Genomic DNA, 24334 nt, shown 5'->3' with positions numbered 1-24334 from the left:
TCCCATGCGCGCCCTCGCCGCCCTCAGCCGCTTCGTCGGCAACACCTTCGCCCTCTGGGTGTTGGTGTTCGCCGTGCTGGCCTTCCTGCAACCGCAGTGGTTCATCGCCTTGAAAGTGGCCATCGTGCCGCTGCTGGGGCTGGTGATGTTCGGCATGGGCCTGACCCTCAAGCTCGACGACTTCGCTGCCCTCGCCCGCCAACCCTGGCGCGTGATGCTGGGGGTGGTGGCGCATTTCGTGATCATGCCGGGCATGGCCTGGCTGCTCTGCCAGCTGTTCCACTTGCCCGCCGAGATCGCCGTCGGGGTGATTCTGGTCGGCTGCTGCCCGAGCGGCACCGCCTCGAACGTGATGGTCTGGCTGTCCAAGGGCGACCTGGCGCTGGCGGTGGCGATCGCCGCGGTCACCACCCTGCTCGCCCCGCTGCTGACCCCAGCGCTGATCTGGTTCCTGGCCTCGGCCTGGCTGCCGGTCTCGTTCATGGACATGTTCTGGTCGATCCTGCAGCTGGTCATGCTGCCGATCGTGCTCGGCGTGCTGGCCCAGCGCCTGTTGGGCGCTCGGGTGCAGGCCGCCGTGCAGGTGTTGCCGCTGGTGTCGGTGGTGAGCATCGTCATGATCGTCTGCGCGGTGGTGGCGGCCAGCCAGGCGAAGATCGCCGAGTCGGGGCTGCTGATCATGGCGGTGGTGATGCTGCACAACAGCTTTGGCTATTTGCTGGGGTACCTGACCGGCAAGCTGTGCAAGTTACCGCTGGCCCAACGCAAGTCGCTGGCGCTGGAGGTGGGCATGCAGAACTCCGGGCTGGGGGCAGCACTGGCGGCGGCGCACTTCTCGCCATTGGCCGCGGTGCCGAGTGCGTTGTTCAGCGTTTGGCACAATATTTCCGGGGCGTTGCTGTCGACCTGGTTCCGTCGCCTGGAAGCGCCTTCGTCAGCCGTTGAGAATGGCGAGCCAGCCAGGGATTGATGCTGCCTGGCCCGGCCTCTTCGCGGGCAAGCCCGCTCCCACAGGTACTCCACTGCTCTCGGGGCATGTGGGGATCTGTGGGAGCGGGCTTGCCCGCGAAGAGGCCGGCACAGGCTTGCCGGGTATTCAGAAAATGTGCACCCTATTGCCCACTGTGAGGACGACCTCACGACGCACCGCGTGACCATTCCGGGGACGGCCCCATCCTTTACAACGATGGAGACACAGCATGTCCTGGATCATTCTTTTCTTCGCCGGCCTGTTCGAGGTCGGCTGGGCCGTCGGCCTGAAATACACCGACGGTTTCAGCAAGCCAATCCCCACCGTACTCACCGTCGGCGCCATGGTCATCAGTCTCGGCCTGCTGGGCCTGGCCATGAAGGAGCTGCCGCTGGGCACCGCCTATGCCATCTGGACGGGCGTCGGCGCTGTGGGCACGGTAATCGCCGGGATCATCCTGTTTGGCGAATCCATGGCCTTGGTGCGGCTGGTCAGTGTGGCGCTGATCGTCTGTGGCCTGATCGGCCTGAAAGTCAGCGCCAGCTGACCCCCGCGCGCTAACGCAGGTCGCCGCGCAAGCGGCTGACCTGCTCACGCAACGCATCCGGCTGCGCCGCCTCCACCGGGATGGCGGTGCCAGCCACGATGGTCACCCGCGACCACAAGCGCTTGAAAAACCCCTTGCCCGGGTCTCGGCTGAAGAAACTGCCCCACAGCCCCTGCAACGCCAAGGGAATCACCGGCACCGGGGTTTCGCTGAGAATGCGGTTGACCCCGCCTTTGAACACATCGATCTCGCCATCACCGGTCAACTTACCCTCCGGGAAGATACACACCAACTCACCCGCCGCCAGGTACTCGGCGATACGCGCGAAGGCACGCTCGTAAATGGCCTCGTCCTCACCGCGCCCGGCAATCGGGATGGCACCTGCGGTGCGGAAGACGAAGTTGAGCACCGGCAGGTTGTAGATCTTGTAGTACATGACAAAGCGGATCGGCCGGCGAATCGCACCGCCGAGCAGCAGCGCGTCAACGAACGAAACGTGATTGCACACCAGCAGCGCCGCCCCTTCATCCGGGATGCGCTCCAGGTCGCGGTGCTCCACGCGGTACATCGAGTGGCTGAGCAGCCAGATCAGGAAGCGCATGGTGAACTCGGGCACGATCCTGAAGATGTAGGCGTTGACCGCGATGTTGAGCAACGACACCACCAGGAACAACTGCGGGATGGTCAGTTCGGCCACCCCCAGCAGGACGATGGTGAGGATTGCCGAAACCACCATGAACAACGCATTGAGGATGTTGTTGGCGGCGATCACCCGGGCCCGCTGATCTTCGGCCGTGCGCGCCTGGATCAAGGCATACAGGGGCACGATATAAAAGCCGCCGAACACCCCGAGCCCGACAATCGACACCAGGATCCACCAGGCCTGGCTCATGCCCAGCAGCGCCAGCCAGTCGTGCGGCAGCGCCGCCGCCGGCACATCGCCGGAATGCCACCACCAGAGCAGGCCGAACAGGGTCAGGCCGAACGAGCCGAACGGCACCAGGCCGATTTCCACCTTGCGCCCGCTAAGCCGCTCGCACAGCAGCGAGCCGAGGGCGATGCCCACCGAGAACAGGGTCAGCACCAGGGTCACTACAGTGCCGTCGCCATGCAGCCAGTCCTTGGCGTACGCCGGGATCTGGGTCAGGTAGATGGCGCCGACGAACCAGAACCACGAGTTGCCCACGATCGAGCGCGACACCGCAGGCGTCTGCCCCAGGCCCATGCACAGAATCGCCCAGGACTGCTTGAAGATGTTCCAGTCCAGGCGCATCTGCGGCGACACCGCGGCGGCGCGCGGGATCCAGCGACTGGCCAAATAGCCCAGCACCGCAGTGCCCACCACGCCCCCGGCCACCACCGTGGCATAGCTGGCCGACGACATCATCACCCCGGCGCCGATGGTGCCGGCGAGGATCGCCAAAAAGGTGCCCATTTCGACCAGCCCGTTACCGCCCACCAGCTCTTCTTCACGCAGGGCTTGGGGCAGGATCGAATACTTCACCGGCCCGAACAGCGCCGAATGGGTACCCATGCCGAACAACGCCACCAGCATCAACGCAAGGTCATTGGTGATAAAGCCCAAGGCACCGATGGCCATGATGCCGATCTCGGCCAGCTTGATCGCACGGATCAGCGCATCCTTGGCGAACTTCTCGCCAAACTGCCCGCCCAGCGCCGAAAACAGGAAGAACGGCAAGATGAACAGCAACGCGCAGAGGTTGACCCAGATCGAACGGTCACCGTCCCCCAGGCTGAGCTTGAACAGGATCGCCAGGATCAGCGATTGCTTGAACAGGTTGTCGTTGAACGCACCCAGCGACTGGGTGATGAAGAACGGCAGGAAGCGCCGCTTGCCGAGCAAGGTGAATTGCGAGGTGTGACTCATCGTCCTTGTTCCTGAATTGGGCCACCGACGGCTGTTGTTCTATCTAGAGCCCGAATGAAAGGCGTTGGCGTCAAGGCCAGACGAGCTCCATTGCAGCGCAGTGTGGGCGACTGCGGACAGTTATCGTACAGAACCTGGGATGCGTGCAAAGCATTGGAAGCCACATTACCACTGTCAACTGACAGTTCTGTCAGTAGCCGCTCAACCCCGCGCCTGCCACCCTGAGGCCATGTGAGCTAAGAGAACGCCAAGGATGGAGTGCGGTGCATTCAAGCAACCTGCCCGGCGCAGCACGTCGCTGCTTACCTTGGGGCTGACCTTGCTGCTTCATGCAGCCAATGTCTCTGCTACGGGCGGCTCGCCCTCCATGGGGAAGGAACAGTTCCTTGCGGCCCTGCTGGAGCAGATGAGCCTGCCCGAAAAGGTCGGCCAGCTACGCATGAAGCATTCCCCAGGCACCCCACCCTCCCAATATGCGCTCGATACCGTGGCCAAGGGCGCGGTAGGCGCACTGTTTACCGAGCCGGGGTTTACACGCGAGCAGCTGCGTGCTTATCAAGATGCCGCCGTGCAGCGTGGCCGCCTGGGCATACCGGTGTTCTTCGCAGGCGATGTGGTACACGGCCACCGCACGGTATTTCCGATCGGCCTGGGCCAAGCGTCGAGCTGGGACTTGCAAGCGATCGGCAGCGCCGCGCGGATCGCGGCCATTGAAGCCAGCGCCGATGGCCTGGACATGACATTTGCACCCATGGTCGATTTAAGCCGCGACCCTCGCTGGGGCAGGATGTCTGAAGGTTTCGGTGAAGATCCGTACCTGGTCTCGCGTATCGCCGAGAGGGTGACACAGCAGTTGCAAGGCCCGACGCTTGGCGCGGCTGACAGCATCATGGCCTGCGTAAAGCATTTCGCTGCCTACGGCGCAGTCGAAGGTGGGCGCGACTACAACACAACCAACGTCAGCACTCATCAGCTGTTTCAGGATTACCTGCCCCCTTATCAGGCAGCCCTGGAGGCGGGTGCGGGCGCAGTAATGACGGCGTTGACCACACTCAATGGTGTGCCCGCCACGGCCAATAGATGGCTGCTGCGAGACATCCTGCGCCAGCAATGGCGCTATCGGGGGCTGGTGATCAGTGATCACAGCGCTGTACAAGAACTGGTCGCGCACGGGACTGCCGCCGGTGGCGAAGATGCCGCCCAGGCCGCTTTGGTCGCGGGCACTCAGATGAGCATGAATGATCGTTATTTCGAGCAAGCGCTGGCTCAGCTTATCGAACAGGGCGCAGTCCCTGTCAGCCTGCTCGACGAGGCCGTACACCAAGTCCTGGCCACCAAATATGACCTGGGGCTATTCCACGACCCCTATCGCAGGTTGGGCCACGCCCAGCACGGCGCGCAGCCTTCACACGACCCAAAGCCGCTCCATCGCGCTCAAGCCAGGGAGGTGGCCCGACGCTCTCTGGTCCTGCTGAAAAATCAGAATGCGCTGTTGCCGCTCGTCAAACGAGGTACCGTCGCGGTGATAGGGCCCCTGGCCGACAACCCGGTCGATATCCTTGGCAGTTGGCACGCCAGCGGCCAACCTGGCCAGGCCATCAGCCTTTACCAAGGGCTGAAGACGGCAGTCGGTGACGATGCCAAGCTGTTGTACGCGTTGGGAGCCAACATCAGCGATAAGCGCGATGACTTTCTACTGCTCGCCGACAAAACGGTGAACTTCGACCCGCGTCCGCCCCTGGCCTTGCTTGCCGAAGCGGTAGCCATCGCCCAACAGGCCAACGTCATCGTGGTGGCGTTGGGCGAAGCGCGGGGCATGTCCCATGAAGGCGCCAGCAAAACCGACCTGAACCTGCCCACTCAACAACGTGAATTGCTGCAAGCGCTGAAACGCACGGGCAAACCTTTGGTGCTGGTATTGATGAATGGCCGACCGCTGACCATCGTCGAGGAGAGCCAATGGGCAGACGCCGTGCTGGAGACGTGGTTCAGCGGTACGGAAGGCGGCAATGCCATTGCCGATGTGCTGTTCGGTGACTACAACCCTTCCGGGAAGCTGCCTGTCACCTTCCCGCGCAGCGTCGGCCAGATCCCGCTGTACTACGCACAGTTGAATACCGGGCGCCCCTTCGACCCGCAGCAGCCTTCTGCCTATCGATCACATTACTTCGATACCGATAACACACCGCTCTATCCTTTTGGATACGGCCTCAGCTATACCCACTTCAGCCTTTCACCGCTGACCCTGTCTACTCATCGCCTGCGACCTGGGCACGCTATGCAGGTAAGCGTGACACTCAAGAACGAAGGGCAACGCACGGGCGAAACGACCGTGCAACTGTACCTTCGCGATCGCGTCGCCTCCGTGAGCCGTCCGCTCAAAGAGCTCAAGGGCTTCCAGAAGGTGCTGTTGGCGCCCGGGGAGTCACGCCAGATTGTCTTCGACATCGATACCTCCATGCTCGCCTTCTACAACCAGCACCTGCAGCGGGTGACAGAGCCAGGTACGTTCGATGTGATGATCGGGCTGGACTCGCAAGATTTACAGAAAGCCTCCTTCGAACTCGATGGCACCCCACCCTGATCCTCACTGCAGCGGCTCTTCGCGCCGCTGAACGACCTGCCGACTGGAAACGCGCGAGACAAACCCTCACTGCCCACCTATTCTTGGCCTCTTGCCCAGTGACAAGGACGTGGCAATGCTCGCCGCCCTCAAGCGCTACCCACCCGCCGTACGCCTGCTGCTCACCACCACCTTCACCCTGACCCTGGCGCGCGCCCTGACCCTGCCCTACCTGGTGGTGTACCTGGCCGATAACTTCCAACTGCCGGTCAGCCAGATCGGCCTGCTGATCGGCGGCGCGTTGATCATCGCCTCGCTGCTCAGCCTGTACGGCGGCCACCTGGTGGACACCGTGCGCAACCATACCCTGATGATCGCCAGCACCTTGGTGTTTGCCCTGGCCTTCATCGGCGCCATCGCCAGCCGCTCGGCCGCGCTGTTCTTCCTGTGCCTGGTACTGATCAACCTCGCCCTGGCGGTGGTCGACATCGCGGCCAAGGCCGGCTTTTGTGCGCTGCTGCCAGTGGACGAACGGACCGAGGTGTTCGCCATCAAATACACCTTGAGCAACGTCGGCTATGCCGCAGGCCCCTTGCTGGGCGTCGCGATGCTGGAGCTGGACGACCACTTGCCCTTCATCGCCTCCGCCTTGATCGGCCTGGGGATGGGCCTGGCCTACCAGCGCCTGGGGGACCGCGGCCTGCAGGGCGATGCCCCGGCGCAATCGGGTGCCGGGTTCGCGCAAGTGGCGCTGGGCTTGGCGCGTGACCGGCGGCTGGTGTGTTTCACCTTGGGCGGGGTCCTCAGCGCGGTGGTGTTCGGCCAGTTCACTGCCTATTTGTCGCAGTACCTGGTGGTGACGACCACGCCAAGCGAGGCGGCGCGCCTGGTCGGCTACCTGGTGACCACCAACGCCATCACGGTGATTGCCCTGCAATACCTGATCGGCCGGCGCATCAGCCGCCAGCGCCTGATGCCTTGGCTGCTGGCCGGGATGGGCCTGTTCATCGCCGGGCTGCTGGGGTTTTCATGGGCAAGCACGGTGCCGATGTGGTGCCTGGCGATGCTGGTGTTCACCCTGGGGGAAATCATCGTGATACCCGCCGAGTACATGTTCATCGACCTGATCGCCCCAGAGCACCTGCGCGGGGTGTATTACGGCGCACAGAACCTGTCCAACCTGGGCGCGGCGCTGGGGCCGGTGATGGTCGGGTTTGCCCTCGGGCACTGGTGGCCGGGGGTAATCTTCTACCTGCTGGTGTTGTCGGTGATACTGGCGGGGGTGTTTTACTGGCGGGGTACCCGCAGGTATTGATGTTGCCTGTACCGGCCTCTTCGCGGGTACTGCGCAGCGCTCAAGCCGGTGGTGTTCCTGTGGGAGCGGGTTTACCCGCGAAGAGGCTGGTACAGGCGTAGGCCGATCCCTGCGACGACTCGCCACTGCGACCATCGTCGGCGCTGACGAACCTGCGCCTGCGTGCCAGACTGATTGATCGGGACCGCGTTACCTTTTTTGCTCCGGAGTTTTCATGTCGTTGTCCAGTGGGCTGATCGCCGTGGTCGCCCTGGCCTATATGGCCATCATGTTCGCCATCGCCTTTTACGGCGACCGACGCAGCACACCGTTGCCGCCGAAGCTGCGTGCCTGGGTGTACAGCCTGTCGCTGGCCGTCTACTGCACCAGCTGGACCTTCTTCGGTGCCGTCGGCCAGGCTGCCGAACAGCTCTGGGCATTCCTGCCGATCTACCTGGGCCCAGTGCTGCTGCTGATCTTCGCACCCTGGGTGCTGCAGAAGATGGTGCTGATCAGCAAGCAGCAGAACATCACCTCGATCGCCGACTTCATTGCCGCACGCTACGGCAAATCGCAGACCCTGGCCGTGGTGGTGGCGCTGATCTGCCTGGTCGGCGTGCTGCCCTACATCGCCTTGCAGCTCAAAGGCATCGTGCTGGGCGTCAACCTGCTGATCGGCGCCAACGCCGACGCCACCGGCACCCGCGTGCAGGACACTGCGCTGGTGGTATCGCTGGTGCTGGCACTGTTCGCCATTGTCTTCGGCACGCGCAGCCTGGACGTGACCGAGCACCACCGCGGCATGGTCCTGGCGATCGCTTTCGAGTCATTGATCAAGCTGTTGGCGTTCCTGGCCGTGGGCATCTTCGTGGTGTTCAACCTGTACGACGGCTTTGACGACCTGTTCAGCCAGGCGCGCCAGTCGATCCAGCTGGAAAGCTACTGGCAGGAGACCATCAACTGGCCGTCGATGGTGGTGCAAACCGCGGTGGCCATGATGGCGATCATCTGCCTGCCACGGCAGTTCCATGTCACCGTGGTGGAGAACATCGAACCGCAGGACATGCGCCTGGCCCGCTGGGTGTTCCCGATGTACCTGGTGCTGGCTGCGCTGTTCGTGGTGCCAATCGCCCTGGCCGGGCAGATGCTGCTGCCGGGCACGGTGATGTCCGACTCGTTCGTCATCAGCCTGCCGCTGGCCGAAGCCCACCCGAGCCTGGCCCTGCTGGCCTTCATCGGTGGCGCCTCGGCGGCCACTGGCATGGTCATCGTCGAAGCCGTGGCGCTGTCGACCATGGTCTCCAACGACATGCTGCTGCCCTGGCTGCTGCGCCGCAACAATGCCGAGCGCCCGTTCGAAGCGTTCCGCCATTGGATGCTCTCGGTACGCCGGGTGACCATCGTAGTGATCCTGCTGCTGGCCTATGTCAGCTATCGCCTGCTCGGTTCGACCGCGAGCCTGGCGACCATCGGCCAGATCGCCTTCGCCGCCGTGACTCAGCTCACCCCGGCCATGCTCGGCGCGCTGTACTGGAAGCAAGCCAACCGGCGCGGCGTGTTCGCCGGCCTCGCCGCCGGCATCTTCCTGTGGTTCTACACCCTGGTGCTGCCGATTGCCGCCCATAGCGTGGGTTGGTCGCTCGAGCTGTTCCCGGGCCTGGCGTGGCTGCATGGCAACCCGCTGAACCTGCCAATCAGCCCATTGACCCAAGGCGTGGTGCTGTCGCTGGCGGGTAACTTCACCTTGTTTGCCTGGGTGTCGGTGCTGTCGCGCACGCGGGTGTCAGAGCACTGGCAGGCTGGCCGCTTCATCGGCCAGCAGACCAGCGCCCGCCCTAGCAGCAAACCGCTGCTGGCGGTGCAGATCGATGACCTGCTGACCCTGGCCTCGCGCTTCGTCGGCGAAGAACGTGCGCGGCAGAGCTTCATCCGCTTCGCCTACCGCCAGGGCAAAGGCTTCAACCCCAACCAGAACGCCGACGGTGACTGGATCGAGCACACCGAACGCTTGCTCGCCGGGGTGCTCGGCACGTCGTCGACCCGAGCCGTGGTCAAGGCCGCCATCGAAGGCCGCGACATGCAGCTTGAAGACGTGGTGCGCATCGCCGACGAAGCCAGCGAAGTGCTGCAGTTCAACCGTGCGCTGCTGCAAGGGGCTATCGAGAACATCAACCAGGGCATCAGCGTGGTCGACCAGAACCTGCACCTGGTGGCCTGGAACCGCCGCTACCTGGAGCTGTTCAACTACCCCGACGGGCTGATCAGCGTTGGCCGGCCGATTGCCGACATCATCCGCTACAACGCCGAGCGCGGCCTGTGCGGCCCGGGCGAGGCGCAGGTTCACGTGGCGCGGCGCCTGCACTGGATGCGCCAAGGCCGCGCGCATTCCTCCGAGCGGCTGTTCCCCAACGGCCGGGTCATTGAGCTGATCGGCAACCCAATGCCCGGTGGCGGCTTCGTCATGAGCTTCACCGACATCACCCCGTTCCGCGAAGCCGAACAGGCGCTGCGCGATGCTAACGAGGGCCTGGAGCAGCGGGTGGCGGAGCGTACCCATGAGCTGTCGCAGCTCAACCAGGCACTGTCCGAAGCCAAGAGCCAGGCCGAGGCAGTGAGCAAGTCCAAGACCCGCTTCCTGGCCGCAGTCAGCCACGACCTGATGCAACCACTGAACGCCGCGCGGCTGTTCTCCGCCGCCCTGTCGCAACAGGCCGAGGGCATGAACGAGGAGGCCCAGCAACTGGTGCAGCACATGGACAGCTCGCTGCGCTCGGCCGAAGAGCTGATCAGCGACCTGCTGGACATCTCGCGCCTGGAGAACAACAAGATCACCCCGGACGCCAAGCCGTTCGCCCTCAACGAGCTGTTCGACACCCTGGGCGCCGAGTTCAAGGTACTGGCCGCCGAGAAAGGGCTGGAGTTCCGCCTGCGCGGCAGCCGCCTGCGGGTCGACAGCGACATGAAGTTGCTGCGCCGCGTGCTGCAGAACTTCCTGACCAACGCCCTGCGCTATGGCAAAAGCCCGATTCTGCTGGGTGCCCGCCGCCAGGGCGAACGCCTGTGGCTGGAAGTGTGGGACCGCGGCCCGGGGATCGCCGACAACAAGCTGCAAGAGATTTTCCAAGAGTTCAAACGCCTGGACAGCCACCAGACCCGTGCCGAAAAAGGCCTGGGCCTGGGCCTGGCCATCGCCGACGGCCTGTGCCGGGTACTGGGCCATAGCCTGGAAGTGCGCTCATGGCCCGGCAAAGGCACGGTGTTCCGCGTCAGCGTCCCGATCGCCCGCCAGGCGGCGCCCGCGCCCAGCGCGCCGGCGGAGCAGACGGGCCAACCGCTGGCCGGGCTGCAGGTGCTGTGCATCGACAATGAAGACAGCATCCTGATTGGCATGAACAGCCTGCTCAGCCGTTGGGGCTGCCAGGTCTGGACCGCCCGCAACCGCGCCGAATGCGAGGCCTTGCTGGCCAACGGTATGCGCCCACACTTGGCGCTGGTGGACTACCATCTGGACGACGGCGAAACCGGCACCGAGCTGATGGGCTGGCTACGCGCCCGGCTGGGCGAGCCGGTGCCTGGGGTGGTGATCAGCGCCGACGGCAGCAAAGAGACCATCGCCCTGATGCATGCCTCAGGCCTGGACTACCTGGCCAAGCCGGTCAAGCCAGCAGCCTTGCGCGCCCTGCTCAATCGGCATCTGAGCCTGGTTCAGTAACCGCTTCGTCCGGCAGGGCTTCATCGGACAGCGCCCGCTCCAGCAAGTCTGCCGGCAGGCTCTTGCTGGCACGGGCACCCAAGAGCTTGAGCTGCTCACTGCGGCTGACCAGGTTGCCACGCCCTTCGCACAGTTTGTTGCGCGCCGCGGCGTAGGCCTTGTCCACCTGCTGCAAGCGGTTGCCTAGCTCGTCCAGGTCTTGGATGAACAGCACGAACTTGTCATACAGCCAGCCGGCGCGCTCGGCGATCTCGCGGGCGTTCTGGCCTTGGCGTTCCTGCTTCCACAAGCTGTCGATCACCCTCAGTGTGGCCAGCAGCGTGGTCGGGCTGACAATCACGATGTGCCGGTCGAAGGCTTCCTGGAACAGGTTGGGCTCGGCCTGCAGGGCCGCCGAAAAAGCGGCCTCGATGGGCACGAAAAGCAGGACGAAATCCAGGCTGTGCAGGCCTTCGAGGCGGTTGTAGTCCTTGCTTGACAGGCCTTTGACGTGGCTGCGCAACGACTGCACATGCTGCTTGAGCGCAGCCTCGTCATTGCTGCCAACAAACTGCTGGTAAGCCGTGAGGCTGACCTTGGCGTCGACCACTACCTGCTTGTCGCCGGGCAACATGATCAGTACATCGGGCTGGAAACGCTCGCCATCGGCGCTCTTCAGGCTGACCTGGGTCTGGTATTCGCGGCCCTTCTCCAGGCCCGCGTGCTCCAGTACCCGCTCCAGGATCATCTCGCCCCAGTTGCCTTGGGTTTTCTGGCCCTTGAGGGCCTGGGTGAGGTTGGTGGCTTCGTCGGACAGGCGCTGGTTAAGCTGCTGCAAGCGCTCCAGTTCCTTGCTCAGGGAGAAACGCTCGCGTGACTCCTGCTGGTAACTTTCCTCGACGCGCTTCTCAAAGGCCTGGATGCGGTCCTTGAGCGGGTCGAGCAGTTGGCCCAGGTGCTGCTGGCTGGTCTGGGCAAAGCGTTGCTCGCGCTCGTCGAAGATTTTCGTGGCCAGGTCGGAGAACTGGGCGCGCAGGGTGTCGCGGGCCTCTTGCAGGTCTTCCAGGCGTTGTTGGTGGTTTTCCTGCTGCTCGCGCAGCTCCGCCTCCAGGCGTGCGCCTTGGGCTTCCAGGCGGCGCAGTTCGGCTTCACGGTTGGCGCGTTCGAGGCTCCAGGCGTGGGCGGCATCGCGGGCATTGTCGCGGTCGATCTGCAGCAACTCCAGCTCACGGCCCTGGGCTGCCAGTTGGGCTTGCTTGACGGTGTTGGCTTCGCTGAGGTCGCTGACTTCGTCGCGGCTGGCGTCCAGTTGCGCCTGCAACCCGGCCAGGGACAACTGGGCAGCGTTAAGGCGCTCTTCGAGCAGGGCTTGTTCACCCTGCCGGGCGCCCTGGCGACGCTGCACCTGCATGACCCACACCAGGCAGGGCAACGCACCTGCCACCAAGCCCAGCAGAATGCTGGCCAGATCCACTGTCATGGTTACCCCGATCGAACATGATGAATGCTGCGCAGCTTATCAGCCTGGGAACTGGCCTTGCGCCTTTTCACGCGTCACCATCAACCGGAAAACCACTGCCCCAGCAGCCGCCGCGCTTCCTGCGAGCCCTGCGCAGCGGCCAGCTCCAGCCAGTAGCGGGCTTGGTCCGGCTCGTTGGCCTGGCACAACCGGGCATATTCCAGCTGTGCGCGGCGATCACCGGCGCGGGCAGCCTGGCGCAGCAGCTCGTGGCCGATACGCCGGTCGCGGGCATTGCCGCAATCACGGCACAGCATCTGCCCCAGCCGGCTCTGGGCCACCACCACGCCTTGGCGCGCAGGCTGTTTCAGCAAGCGGCCTGCCAAATGCTTGACCTGAGGCTTGTCACCCAGGCGCGGGCTGTCGAGCAGCCACAGGGCCACTTTCAGGGAGAAGCGTTTGGGTGGATGCACTGAGGAGGCGTCAGCAGGGTTGGCGAGGTGTTTACCGCGAAACTTCATGAGCAACAGGCAAGGTGACTCGAAAGGCGCGCCACTCTACTCCATTTTTTCTGGCATAGCCTGTCGATTTCTGGAGGATTGAAAAAAAATTTCGATGATCTTTTCTTGACGTTTTCGAGTGGATGACCAACCGGTCTAGCGGCGCCCGAAGATTGTCCGACAGTTCCCTGGGTTGCTGGCACACCCGTCCTAGAGCAAGCGCTTGGGACAATCCACAGTTCCTGTGGATAACTCGGTGGACAACCCCCTCCAGCAGCCCTTAAACCCCCGTAAAATGGGGCCTCCAGTCAAACTGACGATTTTTTCACCAGCTAAAATTAGTGTTTTTTTTCATTGACTTAACTCACCAGTCAAGGCATTGGCGACGCTGTAGAGGGCTGTTGCGGGTGTGTTACAGCGTGCGCGCCAAATGTGAACAACTGCCCCTCACGCCTTCATATGGGTGCACAAAAACAGCACATCCTCGGTAATGACAGCCCTTTGCCCCCCTTCCCAGCCCGCGAAAGAAGCGCCATACTGCTCGGCTAGCCTGGGCAGGTGCACAAACACTTGCCAAAGCACTATATCTGCGGTAAGGTGCGCCTCGTTAGTACCAAGCTGAAAGTCAATTCTGGCCAGAAGCGTCCTTGCAACGCTGCTCTCCCAAAAGCACGCATTGCTGAAACCAGGACCGGCCACACTCGATGATTCCCTCGCCAGCCATACGCTGCCCAAGCACGAATCACCTTGCAGATTGATCAGGATTCCACCCCGACGGCCTAGAACCTTGGCCCCGGCGTGCTGCCTGCCCTCTTAAGTACCTACCAGTCAGCCCAAGCGCCCACATTTGATTGCGCTCTCTCTGGCTGCTTTGTTCCAGTCAGGTTCGTTTCGTCCCTTAATAAAGGCGTCACTGGAACGTTTCTATCATGCACGGATCATACCCTCCGTGTTTAAAGCAGGAACCTCCAATAATATGCAAACTCATCCACACATTCAGGCTGCCATTGGCACCCTTTCCCAGGCCTTCTCGCCGTTGAAGTGCCTTATCGTTGCCCCTCGCAAGGGCAGCTTCAGCTTTACCCTGGTGGACGAACACGGCGTCGCCTGCCACACCGAACGCCTGTACCCTGAACAGTACAGCCGCAAGGAACCCCTGCAGGCAGTGATCGCCCGGACCCGTCAGTCGCTCACCGCGTGAGCGGCGAATACGGCGGCATTCAGGCGCTGAATCTTTGCCCAGGTAGCCTGCCTGATCGTTCTTGGCGTAATTGCCCCATGGCATATAGCCTCGAACGTCAGGCAGCAATCGATTTAAAAACAGCTCTTTACACCACGATTATCACACTACACTTCAACTCGAGCGGTGCTAACCGCTTCCGGCGGGCCTGATCATTCACCAGCTGCCAAGCTCCAGCGCCCGTCCGGCCCTTACTTGCTCGAGGGCATCATGGGTATCGCGGCGAATGAATTGTGTCTGTATGTGATCCGACCCACCCTGGTCTACCTGGACCGCCACTGCCCTAGCGCTGAAGCCTTGCTACTGGGCATCGCCGCCAGCCAGTCGGCCCTCGGCTCAGCCTTGCACGACCGGCGTGGCCATGGCCTCTACCGCATCGGCGAAACCCGTCACCAGGCGCTCTGGGACGAGTATCTCGCCCGCGACCCTGACCTCGCCAGCCTGGTCCGCGGCCTGGCCAGCCAACACGCCTTTCTTGGCGGTCCGCACCTGGAACTCACAGTAAACCTTCGCTATTCCACCGCCATCGCCTGGATGCTGGTCGAGGCGCAAGCCACGCCCCTGCCTGCCGCTGACGACTTGCTGGGCCTGGCACGCATCTGGCGCCAGGTTTTCCACCCTCAGGGTCGCCTGCGCGACTTCACCCACGCCTGGCATACCTGCATAGATCAGAGATTGCCTCAGGCATCTTAAGAAACGCCCTACAGCTTTACCGGAAAAAATGGAATTTTGGTCGGATTGTCCTACAAAACCGCTCTATCTCCTGTGATTGAGGCTATAGCGCGGCAGGCAATTTGTTGGTAGCTTTTCGCCCCGGAGATCCCAAGGAGTTTCTAATAATGAAAAAAGTAATGCTCAAAACCTCCCTCGGTGTAGCCGTTGCGCTTGCTTCCAGCCAACTGCTCGCCAGCGGCTTTGCCCTGAACGAACAGAGCATCAGCAGCATGGGGACAGGTTTCGCGGGACGTTCTTCTTCTGCCGAAGATGCCAGCACCGTGTTTGGCAACCCAGCCGGCATGTCCCGCCTCAAGCGCGAACAGATCACCGTGGGCGGCGCCGCCGTCATCGCCAAGTCCGATATCTCGGGCCGTGGCAGCAACCTCGGGGGGGAAACCGATGGTGACATGGTGCCTGTCGTTGGCGTACCCATGGGCTACTACGTCAAGCCGATCGATGATCACTGGAGCGTCGGTTTCGGCGTCTACGTGCCCTTCGGCCTGGTGACCGACTACGGCAGCGACGATGCTGCTCGCTACTGGGGCAAAAAGAGCCACGTCGAGGTGGTGACCTTCCAGCCAACCGTCAGCTACGCCTTCAACGACAAGGTTTCGATCGGTTTCGGTCCAACCATCAACCGCATCAAGGGTGAACTGGGCTCGAGCCTGATCAACCCGTTCAGCCCTGGCCGCAACGACGGCGAAGTGAAGATCAAGGGCGATGACACCGCCGTGGGCTACAACATCGGTATCCTGGTCCAGGCCACCGACAGCACCCGCGTCGGCCTGACCTACCACTCGATGGTCGACTACAAGCTCGAAGGCAAGACCCGCGTCAGCACCCCGCTGATCGGGCCGTTCAACGGCAACAAGTTCGATGCCACCCTGAAGATCAAGACGCCTGAGTCTGTCGATCTTTCGGTCACCCACGAACTCGACGACCAGTGGACCCTGTACGCAGGCAGCACCTGGACCCGTTGGAGCCGCTTGGAAGACATCACCGTGCAGAACGATGTGCCGGCACCGCTGGCAGGTTCGGCATTCCAGACCATCACCGAAGAGCAGAACTGGCACGACACTTGGGCACACGCCATTGGCGCGTCGTACAAGGTCAACAAGGAGTGGGTACTGCGTACCGGCTTCACCGTCGACCAGTCGCCAACCAACAACCACGACCGTTCACCGCGCATCCCGACTGGCGATCGCAAGGTGTTCAGCCTGGGTGCCGGTTGGAGCCCAAGCGAAGACATGACCATCGACGTGGCGTATTCCTACCTGTGGGAAGAGGACACCAAAGTCAACCAGGTCAGCGCGACCAAAGGCAGCTACCAGGCCAAGTACGAAAACAGCGCTCACGGCGTCGGTGCATCCCTCACCTACCGCTTCTGAGTCGCACCCGCAGTATGGAAAACCGCCCTCGTGGCGGTTTTTTCATGCCTGGATCTTCCAGCTGTCACCCAGGCATTCATGGAGGTAGTCCATGAATGCACGCACCTTCACGGTCATGGCAAAACGATCTGCCAGGCACAGGTAGATATCCATGGGCTCGGTTTGGGCATAGGCCTGGCCGTTGTCGCTGTATTCGAACACAGGCACCAGCGCGCCGGACGCCAGGTACGGTCGCACGATGAACTCAGCCAGCCGCGTGATGCCGCCATCGTGCAGGGCCATCTGCGTCAGGGCGTCGATATCGTCACTGATCAGCACGGTGCCGAAATCCGCGTCAAAACGCAGCCCGTCGCGCATGAAGCCCCACCGCAGGAAGCGGCCGTCGACCGGGTAGCGGAACACCAGGCAGCGGTGATCGCGCAACGCCTCGGGCGTGGCAGGCACTCCGGCGCTTGCCAGGTAACCGGGAGAGGCGCAGCAGATGAACGGAATACGGGCAATGTGCCTCGCCAGCAGGTGGTCCTCCAGCTGCGGGGCGATGCGCAGGCTGACATCGACGTCCTCATGTGCATGATTGACCCGTCGATCAGTCGTTACCAACTCTATCGAAAGCTGGGGGTATCGGGCACTGAATGCCGGAATCAAGGGCGCCAGCACATGGCGACCGAAAGCCGAGGTGGAGGCGATGCAGAGGCGGCCCTGGGGCTCGCTGTCGGGAGTGGTGACGGCCAGTTCGGCCTGGGCAAGGTCTCGGTCCACCTGCCTGACCCGCTCGTAGTAGAGCGTGCCGGCGGGGGTCAAAGCCATGCTACGCGTGGTGCGGGTGAGCAAGCGCACCTGCAGATGCGCTTCGAGGCGTGCGAGGTTCTGGCTCACCGCCGCCGGGCTGAGCCCCAGGCTGCGCGCACCGGCAGCGATGCTGCCGGCCTCGACCACCTTGATGAAGCTGCGGATGGCATTGAGCAGGTCCATGTCGAGCCCTTGGGATTCGTAAGAATCTCTTTATAAAGAACTCAATGACGATGGTCTACAGCCCTGCCACCGACGATTGCTAACCTGCGCCTCCACTCAACTTTCTGGAGTTCGCATGAGCAACCTGTCCCCTACGCGCAGCCGGCGCAAACTGCGCCCCAGTGCCACACCGTACGTGTTCGCCTTCTACATGTCGTCGATCATGGCGTTATTGATGTGCTTCGTGATCACTGCGGCCAACGCCGGGGTGAACCCGCAGTATCTGAGCAACGTATTGAAGGCCTACCAACTGGCCATGCCGGTAGCGTTCCTCTGCGTGCTGATGGTCAGGCCGGTGGTGCTACGGCTGGTGGCGATTACCGTTCACCCCCATTAAAAGCCCCCCCTTTGTAGGAGCAGCCTTGTGCTGCGAAGAGGCCGGTACAGGCAACTGACATCGCCAATACCTGCACTGGCCTCTTCGCAGCACAAGGCTGCTCCTACAAAAAAAGCGGCACTACGGCTGCGATGCGATGGCCTTCTCGATCGCCGTCCTGAAGGCCGGGTCGTCCGGCTTGGTCAGGCTAGAGAAGCTGCCAATCACCTTGCCCTTGCGGTCCACTACGTATTTGTAGAAATTCCACTTCGGCGCATTGCTCTGGCTCGCCAGCTCGCTGAACAGCGGGATCGCATCCTTGCCACGCACCGACTGGGCCTTGGTCATGGTGAAGGTCACCCCGTAATTGGCGTAGCAGACCTTGGCAATCTTCTCGCTGTCGGCGTCTTCCTGCTTGAAATCATTAGAGGGCACACCGAGCATCTCCAAACCCTGCTCGTGGTACTCCTTATACGTCGCCTCAAGCCCCTCGAACTGCGGCGCAAACCCGCAATAGCTGGCGGTGTTGACCACCACCAGCGGCTTGCCGGCAAAGCGCTGGCACAGATCAACCTGCCCTTTGCCACGCAGTTCGGGCAAGCTGCCCTGCAACAAGGCCGGGCAATCCGCAGCCCAGCTCGACGTGGCGGCAAGCAGGGCCAGCACAGGCACCGTCAACCAATGTGCACGCATCGTTCGTTTCTCCCGCAAGACAATCCTTGAACTTGCAGGGTAGCGCTTAACAAACCCCCATGCCCAGTTGCATCAACGCCAACCCACCCTGGTGCCACCCCCACCACACCAGCGCCAGCAGCACGATCGCGGCAACGGCGAGCAAGCCTTGGGCCAGGTAGCGTTTCATGCGGCCTGGGCCTGCAGGCGGGCGACCGGGCGTTCACGCACCGGCCAGTTGAGGGCGGCGGCCAGCAGGCTGAGCAGGATCGAAATCTGCCAGACCAAGTCGTAGTTGCCCGTGCGGTCGTAGACCACCCCGCCCAACCAGCCGCCCAGGAAGGCGCCCAACTGGTGGAAGAGGAACACGATGCCGCCCAGCATCGACAGGTTGCGCACACCAAACAGTGTCGCCACTGTGCCGTTGGTCAACGGGACGGTAGAGAGCCACAGCAGGCCCATGGCGATGCCGAACAGGTAGGCGCTGAATTGGGTCACAGGCGCCCAGAGGAACAACACGATCACGACTGCGCGGAGCAGATAAAGCCCTGTAAGCAGGCGCGGCTTGGACATGCGCCCGCCCAGCCAGCCGGCGGTGAAGGTGCCGACAATGTTGAACAGGCCCACCAGTGCCAACACCGTGGTGCCCGTGGTCGCAGCCAGGTGTTGGTCGACCAGGTAGGCCGGCAGGTGCACGCCGATGAACACCACCTGGAACCCGCAGACGAAAAAGCCCAGCGCCAGCAGCCAGAACCCGGTATGCGAGCAGGCTTCACGCAGGGCCTGGCCCAAGGTCTGTTCGGCGCCATGGCTGGGCAGCGGGCGGTCACGCAACAGGCCGACGAGGGGCACGATCAATGCCACCATCAGGCCCAGGACCAGCAACGCGGCGGACCAGCCCAGCCATTCGATCAAGCCAAGGGTGCCGGGCAGCATGGCGAACTGGCCGAATGAACCGGCCGCACTCGCAATCCCCATCGCCATGCTGCGTTTGTCGGCCGGCACTGCGCGCCCAACCACACCCAGGATGACCGAGAACGAGGTGCCGGAAAGGCCGATGCCAATCAGCAGGCCGGCGCTCAACGACAGCGACCAGGCGGAGTCGGCCATCCCCATGAACATCAACCCGGCGGCGTAGAGAATGCCACCTATGATCACTACCCGCGCCGCGCCCACACGGTCAGCCAAGGCACCGGCGAACGGTTGTGCCAGCCCCCAGATGAGGTTCTGCAACGCGATGGCGAAGGCAAACACACCACGCCCCCAGCCAAAGTCGGCGCTCATCGGCGCCAGGAACAGGCCAAAGCCGTGTCGCACACCCAAGGACAGCGCCAGTATCAACGCTGCGCCCACAAGCACCCACCCGCTGGTTCGCCACACCGAAGTCATTGTCGTTATCTCCAGCACATCGCAAGGTTTGCGGGTATATACCCGCTTATAGTCGCATCAGCTCAAGCCAGTTGTTCCAGCAAGCGCACCAATTCGTCACGCTGCCCAACGCCCAGGCGCTCGACCAGCAACCCTTGGGCCTGCTCCCAGGCCGGGTAAGCCGCTTGCAACAGCGTTTTGCCGGCTTCGGTCAGCAGCACCACGCGGTTGCGCTGGTCGTCGCCGTCAGCCAAGGCCACCAGGCCATCGGCTTCGAGCACCCGCAGGTTGCGCCCCAAGGTGCTGCGTTCGAGGCCCATGGCCTCGGCCAAGGTGGTGATGCTTGGGCGGTCAAGCCGCTGCAAGTGCCGCAATAGGGAAAACTGGGCGACATTGATGCCGAAGCCGGCAAGGGCCTCGTCATAATGCCGGCTCACCCCGCGGGCGGCACGACGCAGATGGGTACAGATGCATTCACTGGTCAGCATGGATACGTGTATATACCCGCATCATGAGTGTTGCAAGAGTTTTCAGCCAATGCGCACGTTACTCGAGACTCAGACGCTTGCGGATGGGCTCGAATTCCGCAGTGGGTCTACGTACCAAAGGGTCAGGCGCGCCCTGCTCGATGGCTTGCCAGTAACGCCATGGCACCTTGGCAGCCCCGAGCTCGTAGTCCATGCCATCCCAACTATCCTCACGAAAGCTGTAGAACGCCCAATGCAACTGGTTGCTGTCCAGCACAGTGAGCACATCTTCCAGATAGCGCCGACAGCCAGGTAACCGACGCATGCAACCAAACTCCCCCACAACCAGACGAGAACGCGGCACCTTCATCGCGTCGCTCCAGGCCAGCGGTTGCTGCAGGTACTGCTGCACACGCTGGCTATCCCACTGCTGCGTCTGCCCAGCGTATGGCGCAGGGCCTGGATAGCTGATGGGCTGCTTGCGCGACATGTTCGGCGCACTGGTAGCGGAATAGGGTTCATACATGTGCACGCTGTACAGCACCCGCTTATCGGCCAACGGCGCAGGCCAGTAAACAAAGGCATCTGCGGCAGCATACCAGCCCGCATCGACCATGATCGGTGTCCGCGGGTCCTGCTCACGGATTGCTGCTACTAATTGCCCATACAGCGCAGGCAGGTCCCTCGGGCCACCCTGCGCTTGCACATACCACTGCTTCATGCGCCCAGGCGCGGCATGTTCGGCCAAGCCACCCTGTTTTTCGGGAGCGGGCTCATTGACAAGGTTGTAGGCCGCGATGGCGGGATGGTCCTTCAACTCACGCGCCAGGTCCCGCCAGAACAGGGCTGCCTGTGACCAGTAGCGTTTGTCTTGCCAGAGGCGATCGTCGAACCGGCCTTGATTATTCTGCGACCAGCGCATGCCAGGTAGAGAGAGTGGGGCAATGACTACCTTGAGACCAGCGCGGTGAGCACGGTCCAGGGCTGCACGCAACTGCGCCAGATCGGCCGCAGGCAGACCTTGATAGTCATCCGCGTCACCTAACAGGAAGTCACGCTGCTCCGGTTGCCATTTGTCATAGGACAGCCGCACCCAGGTAGCACCATAGGCACGCAAGGCATCAAAGTAGGCTTGGTCCGGGGGCAGCCGGTTGAAACTGTTGCCGCCATGGCGGGGCGTATCCCAAAAGCTGATCAGATCCGCGGCGGTAACTGGCAAGGTGAGACAAATGATCAGGCTGGCAAACATCCAATGGCGCATGCGGAGCCTCCTCGGCCGTGTGGAAGGGAGGCCGAGGATAAACCCGAGTCGTTGATGTTCGTAGGTGCGGTAACGTTGCTGGACGTGTCTTGACCCTGCAAAGGCCATTCAGAAACCCAAGGCCAACCCCAGCACCACAGTCAGTTCCAGCAATTCGAGCATCGCCCCGGCGGTGTCACCGGTCGTACCGCCCAGGCGCCGACACATGAGGCGCCGCAACCAGGCGAACACTGCCACGGCTGCAACCAGCCCCCAGACCGCGCCCCAACCGCTCACGGCAAGGCACAGGGCTGCACTGGCGAGCAATACCCACCCGGCAGCAGCACGCGGCAGATGTTCGGCCAGCGCTTGCCCCAGGCCACCGGGGCGTACGTATGGCGTACAGAGGAACAGGCCCAGCATCGCCGCGCGCCCCACCACCGGCGCCAGCAGCAGCTCAAGCCCTACCCCACGCTCGACCAGTACCCACAACGCACAGAACTTCAGCAACAGCACCAGCATCAGGGTGACCACGGCAATCGGCCCGCTACGCGGGTCTTTCATGATCTGCAGGGTGCGCTCACGATCTCCGAAACCGCCCAGCCAGGCGTCGGCGCTGTCAGCCAGACCATCCAGATGCAAGGCGCCACTGAGCAGCACCCACACCGTCAGCAGCAAAGCAGCATGAAGCGGCGCTGGCGTGCCCTGCAGCAGAATGCTGGCCAGCCACAGCAGCAGGCCGAACAGCAGCCCGACCAGTGGGTAGCACAGCAGCGAGCGGCCTACTTGCTGCGGCGCCGGCATGCCCGGCAAACGCACCGGCAGGCTGCTGAGAAACTGCAGGGCAATCCAGAACGGCAGCATGTCAGTGCGCCTCGCCCAATTGACCGTCGTCACGCAGCACCAGGCGCACCAATGCGCCGTGGGCAACTTCCACCTGCAGCAACTGCTCCCTGGGCAGGCCACGTGCGCGGGCCAGCAACAGGCGCATCACCCCGCCGTGGGTGACCAGCAGCACGCGCTTGCCGGCATGCTGCTGGCTCAAGCGCTCGACGCCCGCCAGTACACGCTCGGCAAACGTACTGACCGGTTCGCCATTGGGCGGGGTATAGCCATAAGGGTCGGCCCAGAAGCGCCCCAGCGCATCGGCCTGGTCTTCCATGATCTGCGCCGCGCTGCGGCCTTCCCAGTCACCGAAATGCAGCTCCTGCAAGGCAGCCTCACGCTGTACCGGCAGGTGCAGGCGTGCACCGAGCTCATCGGCAAAACGCGCACAGCGCTGCAGCGGCGAACTGACCAGCACCTGCCACGGGCCCGCTTCGGCGACCGCGCTGCGCATCTGCGCCCAGCCCTTTTCAGTCAGGGCATCATCAAGACTGCCACGCAGGCCGCCCTGCTCCGTTTCGCCGTGGCGCAACAGGTCGAGGATCATGCCGGGCGGTCCGCCACGGCCGCTTCGGCAAACGTCGCCATCTGGCCGTGCAGCGCGCAGGCCAGGCGCAACAAGGGGACCGCAAGGGCGGCACCGCTGCCCTCGCCCAGGCGCAGGCCCAGCGCCAGCAACGGCTCGGCCTGCAACGCTTCGAGCAAGGCCTTGTGCCCTGGCTCCGCGCCCTGGTGGGCAAACAGCAGCCATGCCCGGCATTGCGGGTTGAGGCGTACCGCCACCAGCGCAGCAACGCTGCAGATAAAACCGTCCACCAGCACCGCGACGCCCGCTTGCGCGCAGGCGATGTAAGCGCCCGCCAAGGCGGCGATCTCGAAACCGCCGACACAGGCCAGCGCCTGCAGCGGGTCGTCAGCACGCAGGCCATGCAGGATCAGCGCACGCTCGATGACTTCGGCTTTGTGCCGCACACCGGCGTTGTCCAGGCCAGTGCCTGGGCCGCTCAACTCACGCGCTGGGCAGCCCAGCAAGTTACTGGCCAGGGCGGCGGCAGCGGTCGTGTTGCCGATGCCCATTTCGCCACCGATGAACAACTGCGCGCCCTGTTCGGCGGCCCGCAACGCGCTGTCGCGGCCGGCCTGCAAGGCGGACTGCAACTGGGCCTCGGTCATCGCTGGCTGGCGGGCGAAGTTGGCGGTGCCGGCGCCCAGGTGCAGATGCCGCACACCGGGCAGCGCCAGGCTGGGGTCGATGGTGCCGAGGTCGACCACTTCCAGGCTGGCTTGCAGCTGGCGCGCCAACACGCTGATCGCCGCGCCGCCGCCAACGAAGTTGCGCAGCATTTGCCCGGTCACGGCTTGCGGGTAGGCCGAAATGCCCTCCTCTACCACACCGTGGTCACCGGCGAAGATCGTGATCGCCAGTTGATCCACCGTTGGCCGCTCACGGCCTTGCAGGGCCGCCAGGTGCACGGCCAGGCCTTCCAGTTGGCCGAGCGAACCGGCAGGTTTGGTCAGCTGTTGCTGACGGGCGCGGGCCTGGTCCATGGCGGCGTTGTCGAGGGGTTGGCAGGCATCACGCCACCAGGCTTGAGTCATAGTGCAGGTCCTTTGAGCATAAGGGGCAGGCCAGCCACGGTCAGCACCACGCGCTGACAGCGTTCAGCAACGGCCTGGTGTAGCCAGCCGGCCTGGTCGACATAACGCCGGGTCAGCTCACCCATGGGCACCACGCCCAGGCCGGTTTCGTTGCTGACCAAGATAACCGTGCCGGGCAACTGCGCCAGGCAGTCGAGCAGCGCATCGCGCTCCTCGGCCAGGCGCTGGTCGTTGTCGAGCATCAGCAGGTTGGTCAGCCACAGGGTCAGGCAATCCACCAACAGGCAGCGCCCTTCGGCCGCTTCGCGGCGCAGCACTGCCGCCAGTGCCAGGGGTTCTTCGATCAACCCCCAGTCAGCGGGCCGGCGTTGGCGATGCAAGCGCACGCGTTCGTTCATTTCGCCGTCCAGCGGCTCGCTGGTGGCGATGTAGGTGACCGGCAGGCCGCTGTCGCTGGCCAGCTGTTCGGCCAGGCGGCTCTTGCCGGAACGGGCGCCGCCGAGGATCAGGTTGAGCATT

22 protein-coding genes are annotated in these 24334 nt (G+C 63.3%); 9 read left to right on the top strand and 13 right to left on the bottom strand.

Features of this window, described 5'->3' with window-relative positions:
• Positions 1-4: 4 nt before the first annotated feature.
• Together HU764_RS04350 and sugE are read left to right on the top strand one after the other, a co-directional pair.
• Positions 5-970 carry a bile acid:sodium symporter family protein gene (locus HU764_RS04350; RefSeq protein WP_027595888.1) on the top strand — a complete coding sequence of 322 codons (966 nt, stop codon included), beginning with the start codon at positions 5-7 and terminating at the stop codon, positions 968-970.
• A gap of 229 nt (positions 971-1199) precedes the next feature.
• Positions 1200-1517 (top strand): quaternary ammonium compound efflux SMR transporter SugE, encoded by a 318-nt coding sequence (sugE, locus tag HU764_RS04345; protein WP_019470182.1) that lies wholly within the window; start codon positions 1200-1202, stop codon positions 1515-1517.
• Between the two features lie 10 nt (positions 1518-1527).
• On the opposite strand, the gene HU764_RS04340 is transcribed toward sugE, so the two are convergent.
• Positions 1528-3405 (bottom strand): 1-acyl-sn-glycerol-3-phosphate acyltransferase, encoded by a 1878-nt coding sequence (locus tag HU764_RS04340; RefSeq protein WP_186702985.1) that lies wholly within the window; start codon positions 3403-3405, stop codon positions 1528-1530.
• A gap of 253 nt (positions 3406-3658) precedes the next feature.
• Here HU764_RS04340 and bglX point away from each other — a divergent pair, with 253 nt between their 5' ends.
• From bglX to HU764_RS04325, 3 genes are all read left to right on the top strand, one after another.
• A complete protein-coding gene (bglX, locus tag HU764_RS04335; protein WP_186702984.1) occupies positions 3659-5989 on the top strand; it encodes a beta-glucosidase BglX in 2331 nt (776 codons plus the stop codon).
• A gap of 115 nt (positions 5990-6104) precedes the next feature.
• Positions 6105-7283: an MFS transporter gene (locus HU764_RS04330; RefSeq protein ID WP_186702983.1), complete on the top strand. Its 1179-nt coding sequence runs from the start codon at positions 6105-6107 to the stop codon at positions 7281-7283.
• A gap of 214 nt (positions 7284-7497) precedes the next feature.
• A complete protein-coding gene (locus HU764_RS04325) occupies positions 7498-10974 on the top strand; it encodes a hybrid sensor histidine kinase/response regulator (protein ID WP_186702982.1) in 3477 nt (1158 codons plus the stop codon).
• Here HU764_RS04325 and HU764_RS04320 read toward each other — a convergent pair.
• Both HU764_RS04320 and HU764_RS04315 read right to left on the bottom strand, forming a co-directional pair.
• Entirely contained in the window at positions 10946-12319 is a 1374-nt protein-coding gene (locus HU764_RS04320) for a DNA recombination protein RmuC (protein ID WP_186703047.1), read from the bottom strand. The genes HU764_RS04325 and HU764_RS04320 overlap by 29 nt on opposite strands.
• Before the next feature lie 194 nt (positions 12320-12513).
• Positions 12514-12933, bottom strand: a complete 420-nt coding sequence (locus tag HU764_RS04315) for a tetratricopeptide repeat protein (RefSeq protein ID WP_186702981.1) — start codon at positions 12931-12933, stop codon at positions 12514-12516.
• 955 nt (positions 12934-13888) lie between these two features.
• Between HU764_RS04315 and HU764_RS04310 the strand changes: the two genes are divergently transcribed.
• From HU764_RS04310 to HU764_RS04300, 3 genes are all read left to right on the top strand, one after another.
• Positions 13889-14113: a hypothetical protein gene (locus HU764_RS04310; RefSeq protein ID WP_027595881.1), complete on the top strand. Its 225-nt coding sequence runs from the start codon at positions 13889-13891 to the stop codon at positions 14111-14113.
• Positions 14114-14362: 249 nt separating this feature from the next.
• Positions 14363-14845, top strand: coding sequence for a hypothetical protein (locus tag HU764_RS04305; protein ID WP_027595880.1), 483 nt, complete (start codon positions 14363-14365; stop codon positions 14843-14845).
• Between the two features lie 146 nt (positions 14846-14991).
• Positions 14992-16257, top strand: coding sequence for an OmpP1/FadL family transporter (locus tag HU764_RS04300; RefSeq protein WP_027595879.1), 1266 nt, complete (start codon positions 14992-14994; stop codon positions 16255-16257).
• A 42-nt stretch (positions 16258-16299) separates the two neighbouring features.
• Here HU764_RS04300 and HU764_RS04295 read toward each other — a convergent pair whose 3' ends face one another.
• Positions 16300-17229 carry a LysR family transcriptional regulator gene (locus tag HU764_RS04295; RefSeq protein ID WP_186676142.1) on the bottom strand — a complete coding sequence of 310 codons (930 nt, stop codon included), beginning with the start codon at positions 17227-17229 and terminating at the stop codon, positions 16300-16302.
• A gap of 115 nt (positions 17230-17344) precedes the next feature.
• Here HU764_RS04295 and HU764_RS04290 point away from each other — a divergent pair, with 115 nt between their 5' ends.
• Positions 17345-17605: a DUF2798 domain-containing protein gene (locus HU764_RS04290; protein WP_027595877.1), complete on the top strand. Its 261-nt coding sequence runs from the start codon at positions 17345-17347 to the stop codon at positions 17603-17605.
• 120 nt (positions 17606-17725) lie between these two features.
• On the opposite strand, the gene HU764_RS04285 is transcribed toward HU764_RS04290, so the two are convergent.
• The 9 genes from HU764_RS04285 to cobU form a co-directional block, all read right to left on the bottom strand.
• Entirely contained in the window at positions 17726-18277 is a 552-nt protein-coding gene (locus HU764_RS04285) for a glutathione peroxidase (protein ID WP_186702980.1), read from the bottom strand.
• Between the two features lie 46 nt (positions 18278-18323).
• Positions 18324-18446 carry a hypothetical protein gene (locus HU764_RS27830; RefSeq protein WP_258703717.1) on the bottom strand — a complete coding sequence of 41 codons (123 nt, stop codon included), beginning with the start codon at positions 18444-18446 and terminating at the stop codon, positions 18324-18326.
• On the bottom strand, positions 18443-19645 hold the full coding sequence (locus HU764_RS04280; RefSeq protein WP_027595875.1) for an MFS transporter: 1203 nt from the start codon (positions 19643-19645) through the stop codon (positions 18443-18445). Before HU764_RS04280 ends, HU764_RS27830 begins: the two co-directional genes overlap by 4 nt.
• Before the next feature lie 62 nt (positions 19646-19707).
• Positions 19708-20112: a MarR family winged helix-turn-helix transcriptional regulator gene (locus HU764_RS04275; RefSeq protein WP_186676135.1), complete on the bottom strand. Its 405-nt coding sequence runs from the start codon at positions 20110-20112 to the stop codon at positions 19708-19710.
• Positions 20113-20170: 58 nt separating this feature from the next.
• The gene (locus HU764_RS04270; protein ID WP_225935612.1) at positions 20171-21340 is read right to left on the bottom strand and encodes a glycoside hydrolase family 5 protein; all 1170 of its coding nucleotides are present in this window, start codon (positions 21338-21340) and stop codon (positions 20171-20173) included.
• 120 nt (positions 21341-21460) lie between these two features.
• The gene (locus HU764_RS04265) at positions 21461-22195 is read right to left on the bottom strand and encodes an adenosylcobinamide-GDP ribazoletransferase (protein ID WP_186676122.1); all 735 of its coding nucleotides are present in this window, start codon (positions 22193-22195) and stop codon (positions 21461-21463) included.
• A gap of 1 nt (position 22196) precedes the next feature.
• The gene (cobC, locus tag HU764_RS04260; RefSeq protein WP_186702978.1) at positions 22197-22763 is read right to left on the bottom strand and encodes an alpha-ribazole phosphatase family protein; all 567 of its coding nucleotides are present in this window, start codon (positions 22761-22763) and stop codon (positions 22197-22199) included.
• On the bottom strand, positions 22760-23815 hold the full coding sequence (cobT, locus tag HU764_RS04255; protein ID WP_186702977.1) for a nicotinate-nucleotide--dimethylbenzimidazole phosphoribosyltransferase: 1056 nt from the start codon (positions 23813-23815) through the stop codon (positions 22760-22762). The genes cobC and cobT overlap by 4 nt, the downstream gene beginning before the upstream one ends.
• Positions 23812-24333: a bifunctional adenosylcobinamide kinase/adenosylcobinamide-phosphate guanylyltransferase gene (cobU, locus tag HU764_RS04250; protein ID WP_099428517.1), complete on the bottom strand. Its 522-nt coding sequence runs from the start codon at positions 24331-24333 to the stop codon at positions 23812-23814. Before cobU ends, cobT begins: the two co-directional genes overlap by 4 nt.
• Position 24334 lies beyond the last annotated feature (1 nt).

The organism is Pseudomonas kermanshahensis, assembly GCF_014269205.2.
Taxonomy (GTDB): Bacteria; Pseudomonadota; Gammaproteobacteria; order Pseudomonadales; family Pseudomonadaceae; genus Aquipseudomonas; species Aquipseudomonas kermanshahensis.
Note: the sequence above shows the minus strand (reverse complement) of the source record. Positions and strands in the feature narration are given on the sequence as shown.